General features: G+C 64.9%; 15 protein-coding genes and 1 pseudogene. 9 read left to right on the top strand and 7 right to left on the bottom strand.

Annotated elements, in window-relative coordinates; translation table 11 throughout:
* Nucleotides 1–80: 80 nt before the first annotated feature.
* Nucleotides 81–1,997, bottom strand: coding sequence for a diguanylate cyclase (locus tag NR193_RS19025; protein WP_256752315.1), 1,917 nt, complete (start codon nucleotides 1,995–1,997; stop codon nucleotides 81–83).
* Nucleotides 1,998–2,216: 219 nt separating this feature from the next.
* Here NR193_RS19025 and NR193_RS19020 point away from each other — a divergent pair, with 219 nt between their 5' ends.
* The gene (locus NR193_RS19020) at nucleotides 2,217–2,666 is read left to right on the top strand and encodes a universal stress protein (protein WP_256752314.1); all 450 of its coding nucleotides are present in this window, start codon (nucleotides 2,217–2,219) and stop codon (nucleotides 2,664–2,666) included.
* Nucleotides 2,667–2,708: 42 nt separating this feature from the next.
* Here the strand turns inward: NR193_RS19020 and NR193_RS19015 are convergent, their stop codons facing one another.
* Nucleotides 2,709–3,770: a hypothetical protein gene (locus NR193_RS19015; protein WP_256752313.1), complete on the bottom strand. Its 1,062-nt coding sequence runs from the start codon at nucleotides 3,768–3,770 to the stop codon at nucleotides 2,709–2,711.
* Between the two features lie 179 nt (nucleotides 3,771–3,949).
* Between NR193_RS19015 and NR193_RS19010 the strand changes: the two genes are divergently transcribed.
* On the top strand, nucleotides 3,950–5,038 hold the full coding sequence (locus NR193_RS19010; RefSeq protein WP_256752312.1) for a cytochrome P450: 1,089 nt from the start codon (nucleotides 3,950–3,952) through the stop codon (nucleotides 5,036–5,038).
* An 85-nt stretch (nucleotides 5,039–5,123) separates the two neighbouring features.
* Here NR193_RS19010 and NR193_RS19005 read toward each other — a convergent pair whose 3' ends face one another.
* The 3 genes from NR193_RS19005 to NR193_RS18995 form a co-directional block, all read right to left on the bottom strand.
* On the bottom strand, nucleotides 5,124–6,716 hold the full coding sequence (locus NR193_RS19005) for a GH3 auxin-responsive promoter family protein (protein ID WP_256752311.1): 1,593 nt from the start codon (nucleotides 6,714–6,716) through the stop codon (nucleotides 5,124–5,126).
* Complete coding sequence (locus NR193_RS19000; protein ID WP_256752310.1) at nucleotides 6,706–7,449, bottom strand: hypothetical protein; 744 nt, start codon at nucleotides 7,447–7,449, stop codon at nucleotides 6,706–6,708. Before NR193_RS19000 ends, NR193_RS19005 begins: the two co-directional genes overlap by 11 nt.
* A 192-nt stretch (nucleotides 7,450–7,641) precedes the next feature.
* Nucleotides 7,642–7,977, bottom strand: a complete 336-nt coding sequence (locus tag NR193_RS18995; protein WP_256752309.1) for a metalloregulator ArsR/SmtB family transcription factor — start codon at nucleotides 7,975–7,977, stop codon at nucleotides 7,642–7,644.
* 222 nt (nucleotides 7,978–8,199) lie between these two features.
* Between NR193_RS18995 and NR193_RS18990 the strand changes: the two genes are divergently transcribed.
* The 4 genes from NR193_RS18990 (at nucleotide 8,200) to NR193_RS18975 (ending at nucleotide 14,030) form a co-directional block, all read left to right on the top strand.
* Nucleotides 8,200–9,507, top strand: a complete 1,308-nt coding sequence (locus NR193_RS18990; protein WP_256752308.1) for an NAD(P)/FAD-dependent oxidoreductase — start codon at nucleotides 8,200–8,202, stop codon at nucleotides 9,505–9,507.
* 154 nt (nucleotides 9,508–9,661) lie between these two features.
* Nucleotides 9,662–9,862, top strand: coding sequence for a DUF2892 domain-containing protein (locus NR193_RS18985; RefSeq protein ID WP_256752307.1), 201 nt, complete (start codon nucleotides 9,662–9,664; stop codon nucleotides 9,860–9,862).
* An 11-nt stretch (nucleotides 9,863–9,873) separates the two neighbouring features.
* Complete coding sequence (locus NR193_RS18980; protein ID WP_256752306.1) at nucleotides 9,874–10,836, top strand: efflux RND transporter periplasmic adaptor subunit; 963 nt, start codon at nucleotides 9,874–9,876, stop codon at nucleotides 10,834–10,836.
* Nucleotides 10,833–14,030 carry an efflux RND transporter permease subunit gene (locus NR193_RS18975; RefSeq protein WP_256752305.1) on the top strand — a complete coding sequence of 1,066 codons (3,198 nt, stop codon included), beginning with the start codon at nucleotides 10,833–10,835 and terminating at the stop codon, nucleotides 14,028–14,030. The genes NR193_RS18980 and NR193_RS18975 overlap by 4 nt, the downstream gene beginning before the upstream one ends.
* Before the next feature lie 108 nt (nucleotides 14,031–14,138).
* On the opposite strand, the gene NR193_RS18970 is transcribed toward NR193_RS18975, so the two are convergent.
* Nucleotides 14,139–14,618, bottom strand: a complete 480-nt coding sequence (locus NR193_RS18970) for a hypothetical protein (RefSeq protein ID WP_256752304.1) — start codon at nucleotides 14,616–14,618, stop codon at nucleotides 14,139–14,141.
* Nucleotides 14,619–14,744: 126 nt separating this feature from the next.
* Here NR193_RS18970 and NR193_RS18965 point away from each other — a divergent pair.
* The 3 genes and pseudogenes from NR193_RS18965 to NR193_RS18955 all read left to right on the top strand — a co-directional run.
* Nucleotides 14,745–14,936, top strand: a pseudogene (locus tag NR193_RS18965) (efflux RND transporter permease subunit); the annotation flags it as partial.
* A gap of 110 nt (nucleotides 14,937–15,046) precedes the next feature.
* The gene (locus NR193_RS18960; protein ID WP_256752302.1) at nucleotides 15,047–15,451 is read left to right on the top strand and encodes an OsmC family protein; all 405 of its coding nucleotides are present in this window, start codon (nucleotides 15,047–15,049) and stop codon (nucleotides 15,449–15,451) included.
* Entirely contained in the window at nucleotides 15,448–16,143 is a 696-nt protein-coding gene (locus NR193_RS18955) for a VIT family protein (RefSeq protein WP_256752301.1), read from the top strand. The genes NR193_RS18960 and NR193_RS18955 overlap by 4 nt, the downstream gene beginning before the upstream one ends.
* Before the next feature lie 7 nt (nucleotides 16,144–16,150).
* On the opposite strand, the gene NR193_RS18950 is transcribed toward NR193_RS18955, so the two are convergent.
* The gene (locus NR193_RS18950; protein ID WP_256752300.1) at nucleotides 16,151–18,712 is read right to left on the bottom strand and encodes a cation-translocating P-type ATPase; all 2,562 of its coding nucleotides are present in this window, start codon (nucleotides 18,710–18,712) and stop codon (nucleotides 16,151–16,153) included.
* Nucleotides 18,713–19,071: the final 359 nt, after the last annotated feature.

Genomic DNA, 19,071 nt, shown 5'->3' with positions numbered 1-19,071 from the left:
GGAATTGTCGGATTTTTGGATTCCCGTGCGGGTTGTCCCTTACCGGAAGCCGCGATCGGAAGGCCGAGCCCCGTGTCGGTTCAGAGCCGGCGCCGCCCACCGCTGGAGTGTGGCTTGCTGAGATGCGGGCGCCAGCCGTGGACCCTGTCCCGCCCCGCCGCCTTGGCGCCATAGAGAGCCTCGTCGGCGCGCCTGAGCAGATCGGCGATCTCGATCGGGGCGCTGTCCGGATCGAAAGTCCCGACCCCGATGCTGACCGTGACGATGCCCTTTTCGCTGCCGGCATGGGTGAGCCCGAGGTCGCGCACCTTGCCCCTGAGGTTTTCGGCGATGACGAATGCGCCTCGCGCGTCGGTTTCAGGCAGGATGAGCGCGAACTCCTCTCCGCCATAGCGGGCCGCCGAATCGGTCGGCCGCTGGGCCGTGGCCTTGATGCAGCCGGCGACGGCGCGCAGGCATTCGTCACCCGCCGGATGGCCGTAGTGGTCATTGAACCGCTTGAACCAGTCGACGTCGATGAAGAGCAGGCTGAGCGGTGTCGCGCCCCGCTTCCCGCGGGCGAATTCAAGCGCCAGCGCTTCATCGAAGGCCCGGCGCGTCAACAGCTCGGTCAGCCCGTCGCGGTGCGCCAGCAGGTTCAGCTTTTCGTTGGCCACCAGCAGTTCGGCCTCGATGTGCTTTGCCTCGGTGATGTCGGAAAAAAGGCTCAGGCTTCCGCCATCGCCGGTCGGCCTGGTCCGGACGTCGAGCCAGCGCCCGTCGGCGAGCCGGACCTGGCGCGTGCTGGCTTGCATCTGCGTCGCCACGATGCTGCCCATCCAGTCCTCGACCGTGCCCTGCGGCACGATCTGTTCGCCGCGCGCGACCGAGGCGCGCAGGATATCGCGATAGTCGGCGCCCTGCACCCGCAGATCGGCCGTCAGTGGAAACATGGCCCTGTAGCGGGCGTTGCAGAGCACCAGCTTGCCATCCTGGTCGAACATCACCAGGCCATCGGCCATGTGCGCCAGGGCATCCGCCAGTCTCATGCGGCTTTCGGCCAGCTCGGTCTCCAGTTGCCTGCGCGCGGTGATGTCGCGATTGTGCGTGATCAGGCCGACGATCGCCCCGGTCTTGTCCCTGAAGGGCGCTTTCAACGTCGCCAGCCAGCCGTCGGTCCCATCGTCATGATGAAGGTGCTGCTCGATGGTGGACGGCACGCCCGATGCGAGAATGGCGAGCTCGTCCTGGTGGAATTTCTGCGCCGTTTCCCGCGGGTAGAAATCGAAATCCGTCTTGCCGATCAGCGCCTTGGCATCCGTTGCATGCATCAGCTCGGCCGTTGCCGGATTCGCGACGATGAACCGCCCATCGAGGTCCTTGACGTTGAGGCAGTCGGGCAGCGCCTCCACCACGGCCTTGAAGATGCGCTTGGAATGCAGCGCCTCGAGGCGACGCCCTTCCTGATAGAGCGCGAGCCCCGAGACCGCGACCGAGACGAAGATGAGCAGGGTGGATGGGAGCGTCACTTTTGGCAGAACGATCTGCAGGACGGATTGCGGCAGCACGCTGAGGCCAATCAGCGATCCGGCCGCGGTTGCCGCCCCCAGAATCATGATGTCCGCCATGGTCGGCGAGCGGCCCCTCAGGGCAAGGTTGCCGACAACACCGATCAGCATGGCGGCCGCGATCCCCACGGCACCGGCGAACGCGCCAACACCGCCCTGGAAAAACCGGTAGGCACCGGCCATGACTCCGGCGATGATGCCGGCGACCGGGCCGCCGAAGAAGCCGGCAACGGCTATCATCGTCGCCCTCAGGTCGACAAAGACACCGGGCTGGAGATGCATCGGCGTCAGCATCAGGATGATGGCGCCGGCGCCCATCAGCAGGCCGAAGGCGGCCGCCCTTATCGCCGCCGGCTTGCGATCCAGCCACACATGCGTGTGGATCCAGACCGAGACGAACATCGCGACGACCGCGAGATTGGCCAGCAATTCGGACCAGGGCGAACCCATTGCGCGCCTTTCCTTTTGCGTGGGGCTTTCGCCGCATCGCCTCCTCGATAGGCCCTCAATGACAACAAAGCGTTACCTCTCTCGTCTGGCCTTGATCCGCGTCAAGCTGGCCCTGTGATCAAGCTGATAGCGGACCTATATCGAAGTCAGCCTCCATCAGGCTCCCGCCATCAAAAGGGCGCGTCGTCGCACGGCCCTTTCGCAACAGGTCAAATCATCATGTACACACATCTGCTGATTGCCACGGACGGATCGGAACTGGCCGACAAGGGCGTTGCCCACGGCGTGGCGCTGGCCAGCCGCCTCGGCGCCGCCGTCACCTTCGTCAACATCACCGAGCCGTTCCCGATCTTCGCCTGGGGCGGCGCCATGGCCGGCTATGCCGCCGGCGATGAATTCGCCGCCTATCAGGAAGGCGGCCGGCAATACGCCAAGGAAGTGCTCGACAAATGCAAGGCGTCGGCGGACCTGGCTGGCGTGAGCGCCAAGGTCCTGCATATCGAAAACAGAAAGCCCGCCGAAGCGATCCTGGAATTGTCGCGGGCGCAAGGCTGCGATCTGATCGTGATGGCCTCGCACGGGCGCCGTGGGCTGGGAAGGCTGCTTTTGGGCAGCCAGACCGCCGAGGTGCTGTCCTTCACCGAAATCCCGGTTCTCGTGGTTCGCTAGGCTGTCATCCCCAGTTGAGGAGGACGGTGCGCCAATCCTCCTTCACCCACGGCCGAAAACGCGAGCCAGCCGCTTCTTGAGCGGCCGAAGCGACAGGCGACGCCGCAGGGAAAACTTTGCCATGCGCTGTCGCACTGCGCGCATGGCATCGGCATGGACCGCGTCGACGCTCATGGTGCCGTTGCCGAGGTGCAAGGGTGGGCCGGAGGCTGACCGCAGGATGCCGCGCAGCGCCTGCGCATGCATCTCGGCGTAGCGGCTGTAATCCGCGCCGGCTTCCCACCCGGGTGGCCGGGTCAGAACGGTCGGATTGTTGTTGATCTCGAAGGTCTGGATGCGGCCGTCGACGATGCCATAATCGATGCGACCATAGTCAATGCCGGCCAGCGTGAAGACACGCTCGATCTGCGCGGCATGCGGATTGTCGTTCACATAGGCACGGCTCTCCGCCCTGTCCGCCTCGGTGAAGCGGGTGCTGGGAAACTTGATGTACCAACTCTCATTGATGAAGCAGTGCTGCGGATAGATCGTCGGCCCCACCTTGTAGGCCGAGTACTTGCGAAACCGGCCATCGGCCGATGGTGCCGCGCCATATTCGACAATCATCAGATCCGGGTCCTGGCGGACATGGACGGGCATCCTGGCAATCGCGCGCTCCAGCGCGTCCGCGCTGTCGATCAACCCGGTCAGTGGCGGCTCATGCTGGCTTTCCCAGCGCACGAAAACCGGAAATCGGCGGAGTGACTCACGCTGGTGCAGGCGATGCACGTCGAAATCGTTGAGACCGGCAGCCTTCAGCCGCTTCAGCAACTCAAAGCGACGCGGCACAATCGTGGGATTGTTGAGCAACGTAAGGTGGCGATCAAGAGACGCGATACGGTCGTGCAACGCGGCAGCGGCCTGCAATTCGGCAGGAGACAGCCTTTCGAAATCCGTGAAGATGAAGGCGCCGGGAGCGACGGAGCCGAGCTTGTCGGCCAATTCGTAGGGAATGATCCGCACAAGGTCGCCAAGCCCATGGTCGTAATAGCCAAGCAGCACGCCCATCGTGTAAGCGTGTCGGTGCGTACAGAGATAGTAGATCGGCCCCTGGTCGACGGTCATGGCCGGGCCTCGGTAAGCTGGCGCGCGCAGGGCATGCCTGACGACACGGGATTTTTCGAAAGACGATGCATAGCGAGCCATTCTCTACGACTGCGTCCGGGGCCGTTGAGCACCCCTGGCAAGGGGTTCGCGCGGGGGCCTTCAAGGGCGCCGCGAATACCTATGCGATCCATGATGAAATGCGCCGGCAAGCCCCCGTTTGGCAGGCGCCATGGGGTGATGTCTACGTCACTGGATACGATCTCGTTTCCAGCAGCCTTGTCAACCGCAAGCTGTCGCACCTGCCCCCGGGCGGCGAGGTGGCGGAGCCGCATTCGGCGATGCGCGACTGGCTGATGTATCAGGAGGGCGCTGCTCATTCGGCCCTCCGCCAGGCCTTGCAGCAACCCTTTGTCGGCAAGGGCACCGCGGTTTTGCGTCCCGTGGTCGCTGAAGCGGTCGAGGAGCTCCTTGGCGATGCCGAACTGTCCGGCAACGTCGACGTCGTGACCGCCTTCACGCGCGCGGTGCCAGAACGCATCATCTGTCGGCTGCTTGGCGTGCCAGGCGAGGACATGCCCATGATCCGGGCATGGTCGGGTCCGATCCGTAGCATTCTCGATGCAGGCTTCGACGACGCCTTTGGCGGTCGCCCAAACCCTGCCGACGAAATGTCCGACTACTTTGTCGAGCATCTGCGCCATCTGCTCGCCGCCGGCCGGATGCCGCCGCTTCTGACGGGGCTGCCGGGCCTCGTCGATGCACTGGGGCTGACGGCTGCCGGCCGCAACATCGCCTTCCTGGCCTTCGCCGGTCACGAGACAACCGTGCATCTCATCGGCAACCTGCTGTTCCATCTCGCTCACCAGCCCGCCCAGTGGTCGGCGCTGCGGGCTGACCGCGGGCTTGCGGCCAACGCCGTTGCCGAAACGCTGCGGCTGGAAAGCCCGGTGCAGAAAATCTGCCGCTGGCCGCTGGAGCCCACGGCCATTGCTGGCCATGAGATCGCAAAGGACCAATTGGTGGTGCTGCTGATTGGCGCGGCCAATCGGGATCCAGCCCAGTTTCCCGACGCGTCGCGTTTCGATCTCGGCCGTGCCAGGCAGAACCTCGCCTTTGGTCGGGGCGCGCATGTCTGCATTGGCAGGGCGCTGGCGGAGATGGAAGGCGTCGCGGTTCTGGAAGCGGCGCTGGGCCGTTGGAAAACCATCGAGCCGGTCGCCTGGCAATGGATGGACAATTCCTCCATCCGTGGCCTCGACGCGTTGACCTTGCGCCTGACGGCCTGAGCAGGACGGTCGCGCAACCCATTTCCGCACGGCAACATGGCAACCCAGGAATTTCGATTCCGAGACAAGGGGATGGAGCATGATCCTAAAGCCCCGCGTCACGGTCATCGAGTGCCGCGAGAAGCGCCGCGTCTGATTGCCTGAGCAGGATTGGCGGCTTCATGCCGGCAATGCTCGTGCCGCGTTCCATGCGGTGGCGCTTCAGCCTGCCATAAAGGTCGTCGATGCCAGCCGCCCGTAGCGGCCCCAACTGGCCGATGCGCCGGGCATATTCATACTGCGGATTGGCTCCGAGTGCGCGGTCCAGGCTCTCGCCTGTCAACTCGACGGCCTGCCCGGCGGCATCGGCTTCGACGAAAAGCCGGTAGTGCGGGTGTGGCGTCGCCACCGCCACCAGCAGCGCATACGTCCGACGGTCAACGCCGACTTCGTCGAGGCAGCGCACGACAAACGCCTCCGTGAGCTTCTCGCCGCAGAGATCGGAAACCATGCCGGCGCGACCAATGAAACGCAGGCGTGGCGTGTCGCCGGTGAAACCGGTGACCTCCACCATGTCGCGCGTATCGTAGCGATACAGACCCGAGCCGGTGGTGACGATCATCCGGTAGGACTGGCCAGCCTCCAGCTGCCAGGCGAACAGGCTGCCGGCGTTGTCGTCGACAAACTCAAAGAACCCGCTTTGCGAAGCCATGATGCAGCCGGCGCCGTCGCCATGGGGAAAAGAAACGGCGGCTTCGGTGGACATCAGACCTTTCGACTGGATGAATGCCTCGGGGAATTGCGCCTGCAACTCGGCGGCAAATCCGCTGCTCGAGGCGTCGGTCCAGCAACTGATCGTATCGAGGCGAGGCCAGATCGCCGTGAGCTTCTCCTCCGCCCCTCCAAGCGCGGCCTCGAGCGTGGCAATGCGGCGGCGAACGGCGTGCGCCGGCTGCGTGGCGCCCAGACTTCCCGCCAGCTCCTGCAACAGGCTACCGGCATCGCGTCGGATCGCACGCAGGATTTCCGTCAAGTAAGTCGGGCTCCAGACCCAGATCAGCGCCAGGTCTTCAGCCGCCAGGAGGCGGAGGCAGGTTTGCCTTTGCCAAGCGGCGAAATCGGTGAGCAGCCTCAGTTCCATCGGCACGGCGGACAATTCGATCAGGCTATCGCGCAAGGCTCCGAAATAGGCGAAAGGCACAGGGCTGCCCAGCCTGTGTGCACCGACGCGTTCGTCGGCGCCGCGGCCGATGGGGCTGAGCGAAAAATAGCTGTGCCCCTGCGTGACCCCTGGTCGGCGGCGGATCAAATCCGCCAGCCAGGGATAGAGGCAATCGGTGAAAGCTTGCAGGCCCGTGTCGGTATAAGGGATATATTTCGAACCGCCGGAACTGCCACCGGTCTGCTCGAGAAACCGGACCGGCTCTGCGGTCAGCACATTCTCGGCCCCGCCGATCAGCCGGTCTATATAGGGCGACAAGGCCTCGTAGTCGCCGATCGGCACCAGATCGCGAAAGGCTTCCGCCGAACTGGCCTTGGCGAAATTATGGTCACTGCCGAACACCGTCGTTGCATTGGCATCGACAAGCCGCCGCAAGACGGCGCGCTGCGTGGCCTCGACATCGCCGAGCCGCGCCCGGAAACCAGCCTCCGCAGCCGCGGTCGCGGCCGCGATCCTTGCCCATGCCTCAGCGACCATCCGCCAGCCCCTCGGCAAAGCTCGTGATGCCGTAACGCTTTAGATTGCTTGCGTCGAACTCAGCCAGGCAGGCGAGTTCGACGCCCCTGAAGTAAGAAGGGTTGGCCTTGAGAAAGAAGGCTGCAAAGCGATTTCGAGCGGCCGTTTCCTCGACATCGGCCCATTGTTTCCGAAGATGACCTTGCGATGGGCCGAAATCGACCAAGCCTGTGGCGGCATCGAAGCAATGGCCATAGCGGGCGGCGGCTATTGCGTTGCGAATTGCTTCAAGCCGAGGCGCCGCCGCTCCATGTATCGCGGGAACGAACTCACGAAAGAAATTGGGCAGGATGCGAAATGTCCTGTGTCCTCCAATGATGGGGAACCAGAAAAGCCGGCCGCCGGTCCTGGCCTTGGCGGCACCCGCCGCGCGGAAAAAACCGCGCAGCAGTACCGGGTCGCCCCAGCGCGCCGAATGGAGAACGGTATCGCCGGAGAAGAGATAGTTGACGGTCTCCGCGCCAACGGTCTGCTGCCTGACGAGATATGTCGAGAAACCGATGATCGTCCCGTGGCGCCGGATGATCACGACGGCGTCCTTCTCGGCGAGGTCGCGCTCGAAACCATTGCGTTCGACGGCTTCGTAGTAAGTCTCGTACAATGCGAACATCTGGTCGCGGTCGACCGGCATCAGATCTGCAACCGGCGTTGTCAGCGACTCTATGGAATCGGCTTCCTCTGCAGCACTTCGCACTTAGTTCCCCGCCCGCCCGTATCATACCCCGATGCGTCGAATATGCGACAGACGAACAGATGTTCAACCCCACCCTCCAATGGATCCTCGTCATTCTGCGAATAATAGCAGGAGGAATTCCAGTACAGGCCGGCGGTCAAGCACGCTGGCCAATGTCGCCCGAAGACTCGGCGCGACGCCGGAGCTGGTAAACTAGCGGCTGTCGGCCTTCGCAATCCTGGTCTGCGGGTCGCAATAGATGCCGTAGAGCGTCTGCAGGATGCGCTCGACCTCCACCGAGGCCAGCCGATAATAGACCTGCTGGGCGTCGCGCCTTGTGTCCACGAGCTTGAGCGCCCGCAATTTCGAAAGCTGCTGCGACAGCGCCGACTGGTTCATCGCGACCAGTTCGGCCAGTTCATTGACGCTCGTCTCGCCGTCCAGCAGATGGCACAGGATCATCAGCCGCTTTTCATTGGCCATGGCCGCGAGCAGTTCGGACGCTTCACGCGCCCGCTTGTCCAGTTCGGTGATTTTTATATTGCGCATATGAACACATTATCATATTAAGAGTTACAAATAATATTAGTCCGGCGCCGGCGCCTGTCAAGCCGATGGTCGATATGCGGGGGATTCAATCCAGCACATTCGTTTGACCCGCATCAAGTCGCGGTCGGCCAGGATGGCGCATGATCAGTCAGTGCCGGTTCCTGCGTGGGAAGAGAAATGTCGGCGTTGTGCCAAAGGCGACGCCGCGAAGGAGGAAAGAGCATGGCGCATATTGTCGTCCTGGGTGCCGGACTTGGAGGCACCATCATGGCCTACGAACTTCGCGACGAACTGGCCAGGGAACACCAGGTTTCCGTCGTCAACAATGGCAGCCACTATTCATTCGTGCCGTCCAACCCCTGGGTCGCCGTGGGCTGGCGCGACAGGCAAGCGGTCGAAATCGACCTTGCTCCGGTGCTGGCACGGCGCAACATCGGTTTTCATCCGCAGGGAGCCAAGCGCGTCCACCCGCTCGAGCGCACGGTGGAACTCAACGACGGCTCATCCCTCTCCTATGACTATCTGGTGATCGCCACCGGCCCCGAACTCGCTTTCGACGAGATCGAGGGGCTCGGGCCGGAGCACAACACCCAGTCGGTCTGCCACATCGATCACGCCCTCAAGGCCAGGACGGCCTTCGACGCGCTCGTCGCCAAGCCGGGTCCGGTCGTCATCGGCGCGGTCCAGGGCGCGTCCTGCTTCGGGCCTGCCTACGAATTCACCTTCATCCTCGACAAGGCGCTTCGCGACGCCAGGGTGCGCGACCGCGTGCCCATGACCTTCGTCACCTCCGAACCCTATATCGGCCATCTCGGCCTCGACGGCGTCGGCGACACCAAGGGCCTGCTCGAGAGCGAGATGCGCCAGCATCACATCAAGTGGATCTGCAACGCCAAGGTCGACAAGGTCGAGCCGGGCAAGATGTTCGTCCAGGAAATCGCCGACGACGGGTCGGTCAGGCAGGCGCATGAATTGCCGCATGCCTACGCCATGATGCTGCCGGCCTTCCGGGGCGTGGCGGCGGTGCGCGGCATCGAGGGCCTGACCAATCCGCGCGGCTTCATCGTCGTCGACAAGCACCAGCGCAACCCGGCCTTCCCCGACATATTCGCGGTCGGCGTCTGCGTCGCCATCCCGCCGATCGGCAAGACGCCGGTACCGGTGGGCGTGCCCAAGACCGGCTTCATGATCGAATCCATGGTCACGGCGACGGCGCGCAACATCGGCCGGCTGGTGAAGGGCGAGCAGCCCGACGCCCAGGGCACGTGGAATGCGGTCTGCCTCGCCGATTTCGGCGATTCCGGTGTCGCCTTCGTGGCGCAGCCGCAGATCCCGCCGCGCAACGTCAACTGGTCGTCCTCCGGCAAATGGGTGCACACCGCCAAGGTCGGCTTCGAGAAGTACTTCCTGCACAAGATCAGGACCGGCAAGTCCGAACCCTTCTACGAGCGCCTCGCGCTGCAGGTGCTGGGCATCGACAAGCTCAAGCAGATCAAGGTCGAGGCGCCAGCGGATGTCCCGGGAACCTGACCGGCGCAAGCCGCCGAGGCTGGCCTTCTTGCGGACGGCGGTTGGCGGGCGCGGCGAAGGCCCGAAGCCGCCGGCGGCAAATCTGGCGCCGCCTCTTGCGGCCAACGATAACATACATATATTTAGATATGATCATATACAAATGGAGATGACGATGTCCCTCGACCGTTCCGTTCTCGCCTTCGCCGGCATCATGGTGCTGCTGTCCGTCCTGCTCACCGCCTTTGTCTCGCCGCTGTTTGTCTGGCTGACGGTCTTCGTCGGGCTCAACATGCTGCAGTCGGCGTTCACCGGCTTCTGCCCGGCGGCGATGGTCTTCCGCAAGCTCGGCGTCAAGCCGGGATGCGCATTCTAAGGAATATCCGCATGCGCATGCCTCTTTTGTTCGCCGCGTTGCTGGCGGCCTCTCCGGCGCTTGCCGGCACGCTGACGCTGGCGCCGACGACGGTGACCGAATGGAAAGCGGTCTATGGCCGTGTCGAGGCGCGCGACACCGTTCCGGCGCGCGCCCGCATCGGCGGGCTCATCGTCGACCTGGCCGTCACCGAGGGCGAGCTGGTCAAGGCGGGGCAGAAGATCGCCACCGTCCAGGACGACAAGATCGCCTTTCAGGTCGCCGCGCTGGACGCCCAGTTGCGCGCCCTGCAGGCACAACTGGAGACGGCGCAGTCCGAACTCGCCCGTGGCCAGACGCTGGTCGACAAGGGCGTCATGACCGCGCAGCGCCTCGATCAGCTGCGCACCGAGGTCGACGTCGCGCGCAACCAGCTTGCCGCGACCGAGGCGCAGCGTTCGGTGATCGTGCAGCAGGGCGCCGAGGGCGATGTCTTTGCTCCCGGCGATGGCCGCGTGCTGACCGTGCCGGTGACGCGCGGCGCGGTCATCATGGCCGGTGAAGTGGTGGCCAACATCGGGGGCGGCGGCGTGTTCCTGCGGCTGGCCGTTCCGGAGCGTTACGCGGCGTCCCTGAAGCAGGGAGCCGCCATCCGCATCAATGCCGGCGGCAAGGAGTCCGCCGGTCGCCTCGCCAAGATCTATCCGCAGATCGACAATGGCCGCGTCATCGCCGACGTCGAGGTCGACAATCTCGATACCGATTTCATCGATGCCCGAGTCCTGGTCGAGCTGCCGGTCGCCGAGCGCTCCGCGCTGTTGGTGCCGGCGTCGGCGATCCAGACCCGTTCGGGTATCGATTTCGTGCGCGTCGCCACCGGCGGCGCACAGGCCGAACGCGCGGTGGTCACCGGCGAGCGGACCAGGCGCGCCGATGGCGACTATGTCGAGATCCTGACAGGCCTCGCGGCCGGCGATGTCGTGGTCACGCCATGAAAGGTCCTGCCTCGTTCGGTATTGCCGGCGCGCTGACGCGGGCCTTCATCGCCTCGCCGCTGACGCCGCTGTTCCTGGTCGCCGCCTTCGCCTTCGGGCTGGTGGCGCTGCTCACGCTGCCGCGCGAGGAGGAGCCGCAGATATCGGTGCCGATGGTCGACATCTCCGTGCGCGCCGACGGGCTGAAGGCCGACGATGCCGTCAAGCTGGTCACCGAGCCGCTGGAGACGATCGTCAAGGGCATCGACGGCGTCGAGCATGTCTATTCGCAGACCCGCGACGACCAGGTCATGGTCACCGCCCGCTTCGTCGTCGGCACCTCGTCCGACGCCGCCGTGCTGCGCGTCCACGACAAGGTGCGCGCCAACATGGACCGCATTCCCGTCGGCGTGCCCGAGCCGCTGATCGTCGGCCGTGGCATCGACGACGTCGCCATCGTCACGCTGACGCTGTCGCCGAAGCCGGAGGCGGCCGCGCGCATGACGGCCAACGACCTCACCCGCATCGCGCGCGAACTGCGCACCGAGATCGCCAAGATCGACAATGTAGGCCTGACCTATCTGGTCGGCGACACCGGAGAGATCATCCGCGTCAATCCCAACCCGGAAAAGCTCGCCCTTTACGGCGTCACCCTGCAGCAGCTGGCGGCCAAGGTGTCCGGCGCCAACAAGGCCTTTCCGGCCGGACGCGTGCGCGATCAGGGCGAGCAGATCGACATCGTCGCCGGCGAGACGCTGGCCTCGCCCGACCAGATCGGCAACCTGCTCTTGACCTCGCGCGACAACCGCCCCGTCTATGTCCGCGACGTCGCCGACGTCGCCTTCGCCACCGACACCGGCGATGCGCTGGTGTCCACGGTCACCAGGGCCGGCGCCGGCGTCGAGCGCGTGCCGTCGGTCACGCTCGCCATTGCCAAGCGCGCCGGCTCCAACGCGGTCGCCGTCGCCGACGCCATCCTGCACCGGGTCGCCCTGCTGCAGGGCGGACTGATCCCCGCCGATGTCTCGATCGACGTGACGCGCAACTACGGCGAAACCGCCAACGACAAGGCCAATGAGCTCCTCTACCACCTCGGCCTGGCGACGATCTCGATCATCGCGCTGGTCTGGGTCGCCATCGGCCGCCGCGAAGCCATGGTCGTGGCCGTCGTCATCCCGGTCACCATCCTGCTCACGCTGTTTGCCTCGCGCGTCATGGGCTACACGCTGAACCGCGTCTCGCTGTTCGCGCTGATCTTTTCCATCGGCATCCTCGTCGACGACGCCATCGTGGTGATCGAGAACATTTCGCGCCACTGGGCCATGGGCGGCGGGCGCGATCGCCGGCAAGCGGCGATCGAGGCGGTGGCCGAAGTCGGCAACCCGACCATCGTCGCCACCTTGACCGTGGTCGCCGCACTGCTGCCGATGCTGTTCGTCTCGGGAATGATGGGCCCCTATATGAGCCCGATCCCGGCCAATGCCTCGGCGGCGATGATCTTCTCCTTCTTCGTCGCGGTGACGGTGACGCCGTGGCTGATGCTCAAACTCGCCGGACGGGCACCGGTGCATGCCCATCGGGATCATGGCAATGGCGGCCCGCTCGGCCGCGCCTACACCGCCGTCGCCCGGCCGATCCTGGCCTCGAAGAAGGCGAGTTGGGCCTTCCTGCTTGCCGTCGGCGTGCTGACGCTCGGCTCGCTCGCGCTGTTCTACACCGAGCATGTCACGGTCAAGCTCCTGCCCTTCGACAACAAGTCCGAACTGTCGGTGACCATCGACCTGCCGGAAGGATCTTCCGTCGAGGCGACCGATGCGGTGGCGCAGGCCGTCGCCGCCAAGGTTCTCGAGCTGAAGGAGGTCCGATCGGTCCAGACACACGCCGCAACGGCGGCGCCCTTCAACTTCAACGGCCTCGTCCGCCATGCCATCCTGCGCACCGAGCCGCAGCAAGGCGACGTTGCGCTCAACCTGCTGCCGAAAGCGAACCGTACCCGCTCCAGCCACGAGATCGCGATCGACGTCCGCCAGCGCATCGCCACGATCCCGGTGCCGGAAGGCACCAGCCTGAAGGTCGTCGAGCCGCCGCCCGGTCCGCCGGTGCTGGCAACCCTGCTGGCCGAGGTCTACGGACCCGACGGCGAGACGCGCCGCAAGGTCGCCGCCAAGATCGAGACGGCGTTCCGCTCCGTGCCCTTCATCGTCGACGTCGACAATTCCTGGGGACAGCCGGCACGCCGGCTGCGCACCACGATTTCCACCGACGATGTGGAGTTCTTCCATGTCGAGGAAAGCGACGTCTTCGACACGCTCGCCATCCTCAATGGCGGCGAGACCGTCGGCTATTCGCATCGCGGCGGCGGCCGCCAGCCGATTCCGATCCGCATCGAGCGGCCGAAGGGCGAAAGGACGCTCGACGAGCGCTTCCTGACCACGCCCATTCCGGCGAATGTCCTGCCCGGCGACCGCGGCGTGGTCGAGCTCGGCGATGTCGTGCGGGTGACGCCGGAGCGCGCTTCGTTCCCGGTGTTCAGGCACAATGGCCGCGCCGCCGAAACGGTGACGGCAGAGCTTGCCGGCAGCTTCGAGGCGCCGCTTTACGGCATGCTCGCCGTCAGCAAGGCCATCGACGCGCAGGACTGGACCGGACTGCAGAAACCCGCCATCGCGCTGCATGGCCAGCCGGAGGATGAAAGCCGGCCGACGCTTCTGTGGGACGGCGAATGGGAAGTCACCTGGGTGACCTTCCGCGACATGGGGGCGGCCTTCGGCGTCGCGCTGCTCGGCATCTACATCCTGGTCGTCGCCCAGTTCGGCTCGTTCAAGGTGCCGCTGGTGATCCTGACGCCGATCCCGCTGACCTTCATCGGCATTCTCGGCGGACACTGGCTGTTCGGCGCGCCGTTCACCGCCACCTCGATGATCGGCTTCATCGCGCTGGCCGGCATCATCGTGCGCAATTCGATCCTGCTGGTCGACTTCATCCGCCACGCGGCGTCGCCCGACAGGCCGTTGAGCGAGGTCCTGATCGAGGCCGGCGCGATCCGCTTCAAGCCGATCCTGCTGACAGCACTTGCCGCCATGATCGGCGCGGCGGTGATCCTGACCGATCCGATCTTCCAGGGGCTGGCGATCTCGCTGCTGTTCGGCCTGGCCTCCTCGACGTTGCTGACGGTGCTGGTCATCCCGGCGATCTACCGGGTGCTGCGCACCTAGAGATGCGGCTGAATGCTGACTTGGATCGACGCGCAAATGATCCAGCCGAGTAGCACGGGCGTGGCGGCTGTCGCTCGTCGCCGACGCCAATCTCGCAAGTCGCTGACGTCAAAGCGCGTCTCGCAGCCGTTCAAGCAGGCGGCGAGGGCCTGACAACGGATGCTTTGACCCCGGAACCTGGGCATCGGGGATGACTTCAGGCATCGGCGCGCCGGGGCAGCCGTCCTGAACCTTGGTCCAGGACGGAGCATTGAGCACGGTGTCGCAGCGCGCCAGGTACGTGCTGCCCGCCACCACGAGACAGGCAAGCCCGCCCCCCGGGATGAACTGGCCGTTGGCACGGCAGACGGATGTAGCCGGCGCGGGTCCTGGCGCCGGGTCACCTGGGCAATGGTCAAGAACCTCGTTCCAGGACAAGATGTTGAGGTTCATCTCGCAGCGGGCCAGGTGGCTCGTCTCGCCGACCTTCAGGCAGGCATATTGCCCGAGCTCAAAATGTCCCATGTTGGCCATGCACGCCGCATCGGCCCACGCCGGTACCGTCATACCGACGAGCGCAACGGCGGCAGGAAACACGGTGCTCTTCAACTTGTTGTATCCATCGCTGATGCTGGCTCCATCGCATTGTCCGATTGTGGCAACATAAGGTCCAGATAGGGCTTGGCCATAGGCGACAAGGCGAGGCGCCCCATACTACCGGCGCGCGGTGCGCGGCTGGTCGAGGCTGGCGCGATCAGGTTCAGGCCGATCCTGCTGACCGCGCTTGCCGCCATGATCGGCGCGGCGGTGATTCTGACCGATCCGATCTTCCAGGGTTTGGCGATCTCGCTGCTGTTCGGCCTGGCCTCCTCGACGCTGCTGACGGTGCTGGTCATCCCCGCGATCTACCGGGTACTGCGCACGTGAACGGCAACAGAGCGGCCGGATTCTGACCTGGATCAACACCGGCCTCCCGAGAAGAGGCTAGAAACACCGGAACGGCGCCCGCCAAGGCGGGCTGCGAAGCAGGTGACACCATGTTCGAATACAGCGTTGAAGCCAGACGGACCGATGCACGAGGCAGCGTGGCCACGACCAAGAACGCCGCGCTTGTTCTCGACACCTGTCTCGAGGGCCGGGCCGATGCCTTCAATCCAGCCGAACTGCTTCTGGCGGCCGTTGGCGCCTGCATGATCAAGGGCATCGAGCGCGTCACCCCGATGCTCGGTTTCAAACTGCGCGGCGTCAAGGTCGCATTGCATGCCGTTCGGCGCGACAGCCCGCCCGGGATTGCCTCCATCGACTACGAGCTTGTCGTCGACACCGATGAAACCGACCAGCGGCTGGAACTGCTGCACAAGAACGTCCGCAAATACGGCACGATTTCCAATACAGTCGCCGCCGCCACGAAACTCGAAGGCACGATCCGGAGAAAAGCATGAGCCGCCTGCATATCGAAAACCACCTGGTGTCGCGCATCGGCTGGCTGCGCGCCGCCGTGCTGGGGGCCAATGACGGCATCGTCTCGACCGCCAGCCTGATCGTCGGCGTGGCGTCGGCCGCCGCGCCGACGTCGCAGGTCCTGGTCGCCGGCATAGCCGGCCTGGTGGCGGGCGCCATGTCGATGGCGGCCGGCGAATACGTCTCGGTCAGCTCCCAGTCGGACACCGAGAATGCTGACCTCGCCCGCGAACGCGAGGAACTCAGGACCCAGCCCGAATTCGAGCGCGAGGAACTGGCGCAGATCTACGTCAAGCGCGGGCTGGAGACGGGCCTGGCGCGCCAGGTCGCCGATCAGCTCATGGCCAGGGATGCGCTGGCCGCGCACGCCCATGATGAACTCGGCATCTCCGAAATGACCACGGCGCGGCCGATCCAGGCGGCGCTGACCTCGGCGGCGACCTTCAGCGTCGGCGCGGCGATGCCGCTGCTCATGGTGCTGGTGTCGCCGGCCTCCATGCTGGTGCTGGCGGTCTCGGTGGCGTCCCTGCTTTTCCTCGCCTTGCTGGGCGCCATCGGCGCCAGCGCGGGCGGCGCCAACATCCTTCGCGCAACCCTGCGCGTCACCTTCTGGGGCGCCTTCGCCATGGCGCTCACCGCCGGCATCGGCGCACTGGTCGGCACGGCGGTCTGAGCCATCGTCAGGCCTTCAGCTGCCCCCGCCACAACGGCTTCAGCAGCTCCAAGCATGCCAGTACGGCAAATCCGGCGGCAAGCGTCACCGCCAGATCGTCGAGATGCAGCGGTCCGAAGCGGAACAGACTGGTGGCAAACGGCCACAGGAGCGTCCCGCCCAGCATTGAAGCGACGGCCACGACAACGATCATGAGCGACCGGTTCGGCCTGATCAGCGCGGTCAGCAGCGATGCGCTGAAGGAGCGGTTGACAAAGATCAGTCCCACGATCGTCAGCACCAGCGAGAAAAAAATCAGCGCCCGGATTTCGTTCTCGGCCATGCCCTGTCTCAGGGCGACAAGGTAAATGCCCGCGAGGAGCGCGAAGGCGAGCGTCCCCTGGATCAGCCCCCACCCGATCAACGCCCCGGAGAACAGCGGCGAGTCCGGATTGCGAGGCGGACGGCGCATGACATCGTCTTCCTCGCTCTCAGCCTCGAAGACCAGCGAGCACACGGGATCGATCACCATCTCCAGAAAGGCGATATGGATCGGCCCGAACAGGATCGGCAGGCCAAACAGCAATGGCAGCAGCGAGAGACCCGCGATCGGCACGTGGACCGCGAAGATGAACCCCATGGCCTTGCGCAGATTGTCGAAGATGCGGCGGCCAAGCCGAATTGCCTTGACGATCGAACCGAAATCGTCGTCGAGCAGGACGATCGACGACGCCTCGCGCGCGACGTCGGTGCCACGGCCACCCATGGCAATCCCGATATTGGCGGCCTTGAGCGAAGGCGCGTCATTGACCCCGTCGCCCGTCATGGCGACGATCTCACCACTCGCCTTCAGCGCGTTGACGATGCGAAGTTTCTGTTCGGGCATGATGCGCGCGAACACGGTCGCGGTTTTCACACGCAGTGCCAGCTCGTCGTCACCGAGCGCTTGCATCTCGGTGCCGGTCACCACGCTTTCGGCATCGAGGCCGGCCTGGCGCGCGATCATTCTGGCGGTTGCCGGGTAGTCGCCGGTGATCATCATCACCCTGATGCCGGCCGAACGGCAGTCGCTCACGGCTTCGGGAACACTCGCGCGCAGGGGATCCGTCAGGCCGACCAGCCCGAGAAATTCGAATTTGAAATCGTGTTGCGTCTCCGGCAAGTCGGTGCCGCGATGAGACCCGCGGGCCACGCCGAGCACGCGCAACCCCTCGGCCGCCATGGTTTCGACCGAGCCCTTCAAGGCCTTGAAGTCCTTTGCGTTCAGGTGGCACAGCGCCCCGATCGCCTCTGGCGCCCCTTTTGCCGCGACCAGCGAATTGCCGTCGCCACCTGTCGATTGCCAGACATTCGACATCGCCAGCAGTCCGGGTCGAAGCGGATATGCGTGGATCAGTCCCCAATCCGGTTTGTCCAGAACCTTGTGCTCGGACAGCCGTTCCTTGCCGAGTTTGTGAAACGCGATCTCCATGGGGTCGAAAGGAATCTGGGCGCTGGCAAGCACACCCGTCTCGACCAGATCGGCGAATTCCGCCGGCAGGTCGGTGCCCGGCTCGTCCGCCATCCGAAACGACTTTCCATCCGCCGACCGAAGTTCGGCAATCGTCATCCGGTTCTCGGTGAGCGTGCCCGTCTTGTCGGTGCAGAGGATCGTCGCCGAGCCAAGCGTTTCGATCGCGGCGGCCCTGCGGGTCAGGACGCGCGCCTGCGATATGCGCCACGCGCCCATGGCCATGAAGATCGTCAGCACGACGGGAAACTCTTCCGGCAGCATCGACATGCCGAGCGCGATGCCCGCGAGCACGGCGTCAAGCCATCCGCCCCGCAGAAGCCCGTAAAGCAGGACCGCGACGATGCTGACCGCGCCGCCGACCATCGCGAAAATGCGTACGACGCGCCGCATCTGCGCCTGCAATCGGGGCGGTTCGGTTTCCATTGAACTCAGCGAGTGCCCTATCTTGCCGATTTCACTTCGCGGCCCCGTCGCCAGGACTTCGCCAATGCCTGAACCGCGAACGATCAGCGAACCCGAGAATATGAAAGGCAGGTCGTCGCCGCCTGGCCGGCGTTCGCTCAGTGGCGGGGCGCCGTCGGCAGCAATCTTTCGGACCGGCACGGATTCGCCGGTCAGCAGGGATTCGTCGCTCTGAAGGTCCTGGCTCTGGAGAAGCCTGGCGTCGGCCGGCACCCGGTCGCCCTCGCCGAGCACGACGAGATCCCCCCGAACAACCTCGCGGCCGGCAATGCGCTTGCGTTCACCACCGCGTATGACCAGGGCGCGAGGGCTGGTGAGATCACGCAGTGCTTCCAGGACACGCTCGGTGCGCGTCTCCTGTATGATGGTTATGCCGATCGACATCGTGGCAAAGGCCAGCAGGATCAGCGCTTCCTCCAGATTGCCCAGAATGAGATAGACAACGCCGCCGCCAAGCAGGAGCGCCAGCATCGGCTCGCGGATGACCTCGAAGGCAATCCGCAACGGCGTGCGCTGGTTGGACCTCGGCAGTTCGTTGTACCCCTCGGCGACAAGCCTGGCTTGCGCCTCGGCCTCTGAAAGGCCTGGAAAGGGATCCGTCGGCAACTCGGCCATGTCAATTTCCCCTGGCGGCCGGTTCGATCGAAGTCATGGCCGGTTCAGCATCCGCATGCTTCGCGGCACCAATGCACAACATCTGTGTGGCGAGTATGTCTCAGTGTGACAACAGGGCCGAAAGCCGCAGATCGCCAGGAAACAGACAATATCGACGTGCAGATCCCGGATTTATGCCCGGCGAGCCTGACCGGCGGAACTCCGGCTCAACGATAGCCTGGCGGCTGAGCCGAAACCTTGATCAAGAACAAGGAAGAACCACCGCGAGGTGACCGGCAATCGTATGCCGGATGATCCCTTGCGCCGTCGTTCGCGCTATCGCGCCGTCGGCCGCTTGCGATACCCGCGCCGCCCATGGC

Source organism: Mesorhizobium sp. Mes31 (assembly GCF_024519675.1).
Classification (GTDB): Bacteria; Pseudomonadota; Alphaproteobacteria; order Rhizobiales; family Rhizobiaceae; genus Mesorhizobium.
The sequence above is the reverse complement of the archived record's forward strand: the minus strand, read 5'-3'. Positions and strand labels throughout refer to the sequence as shown.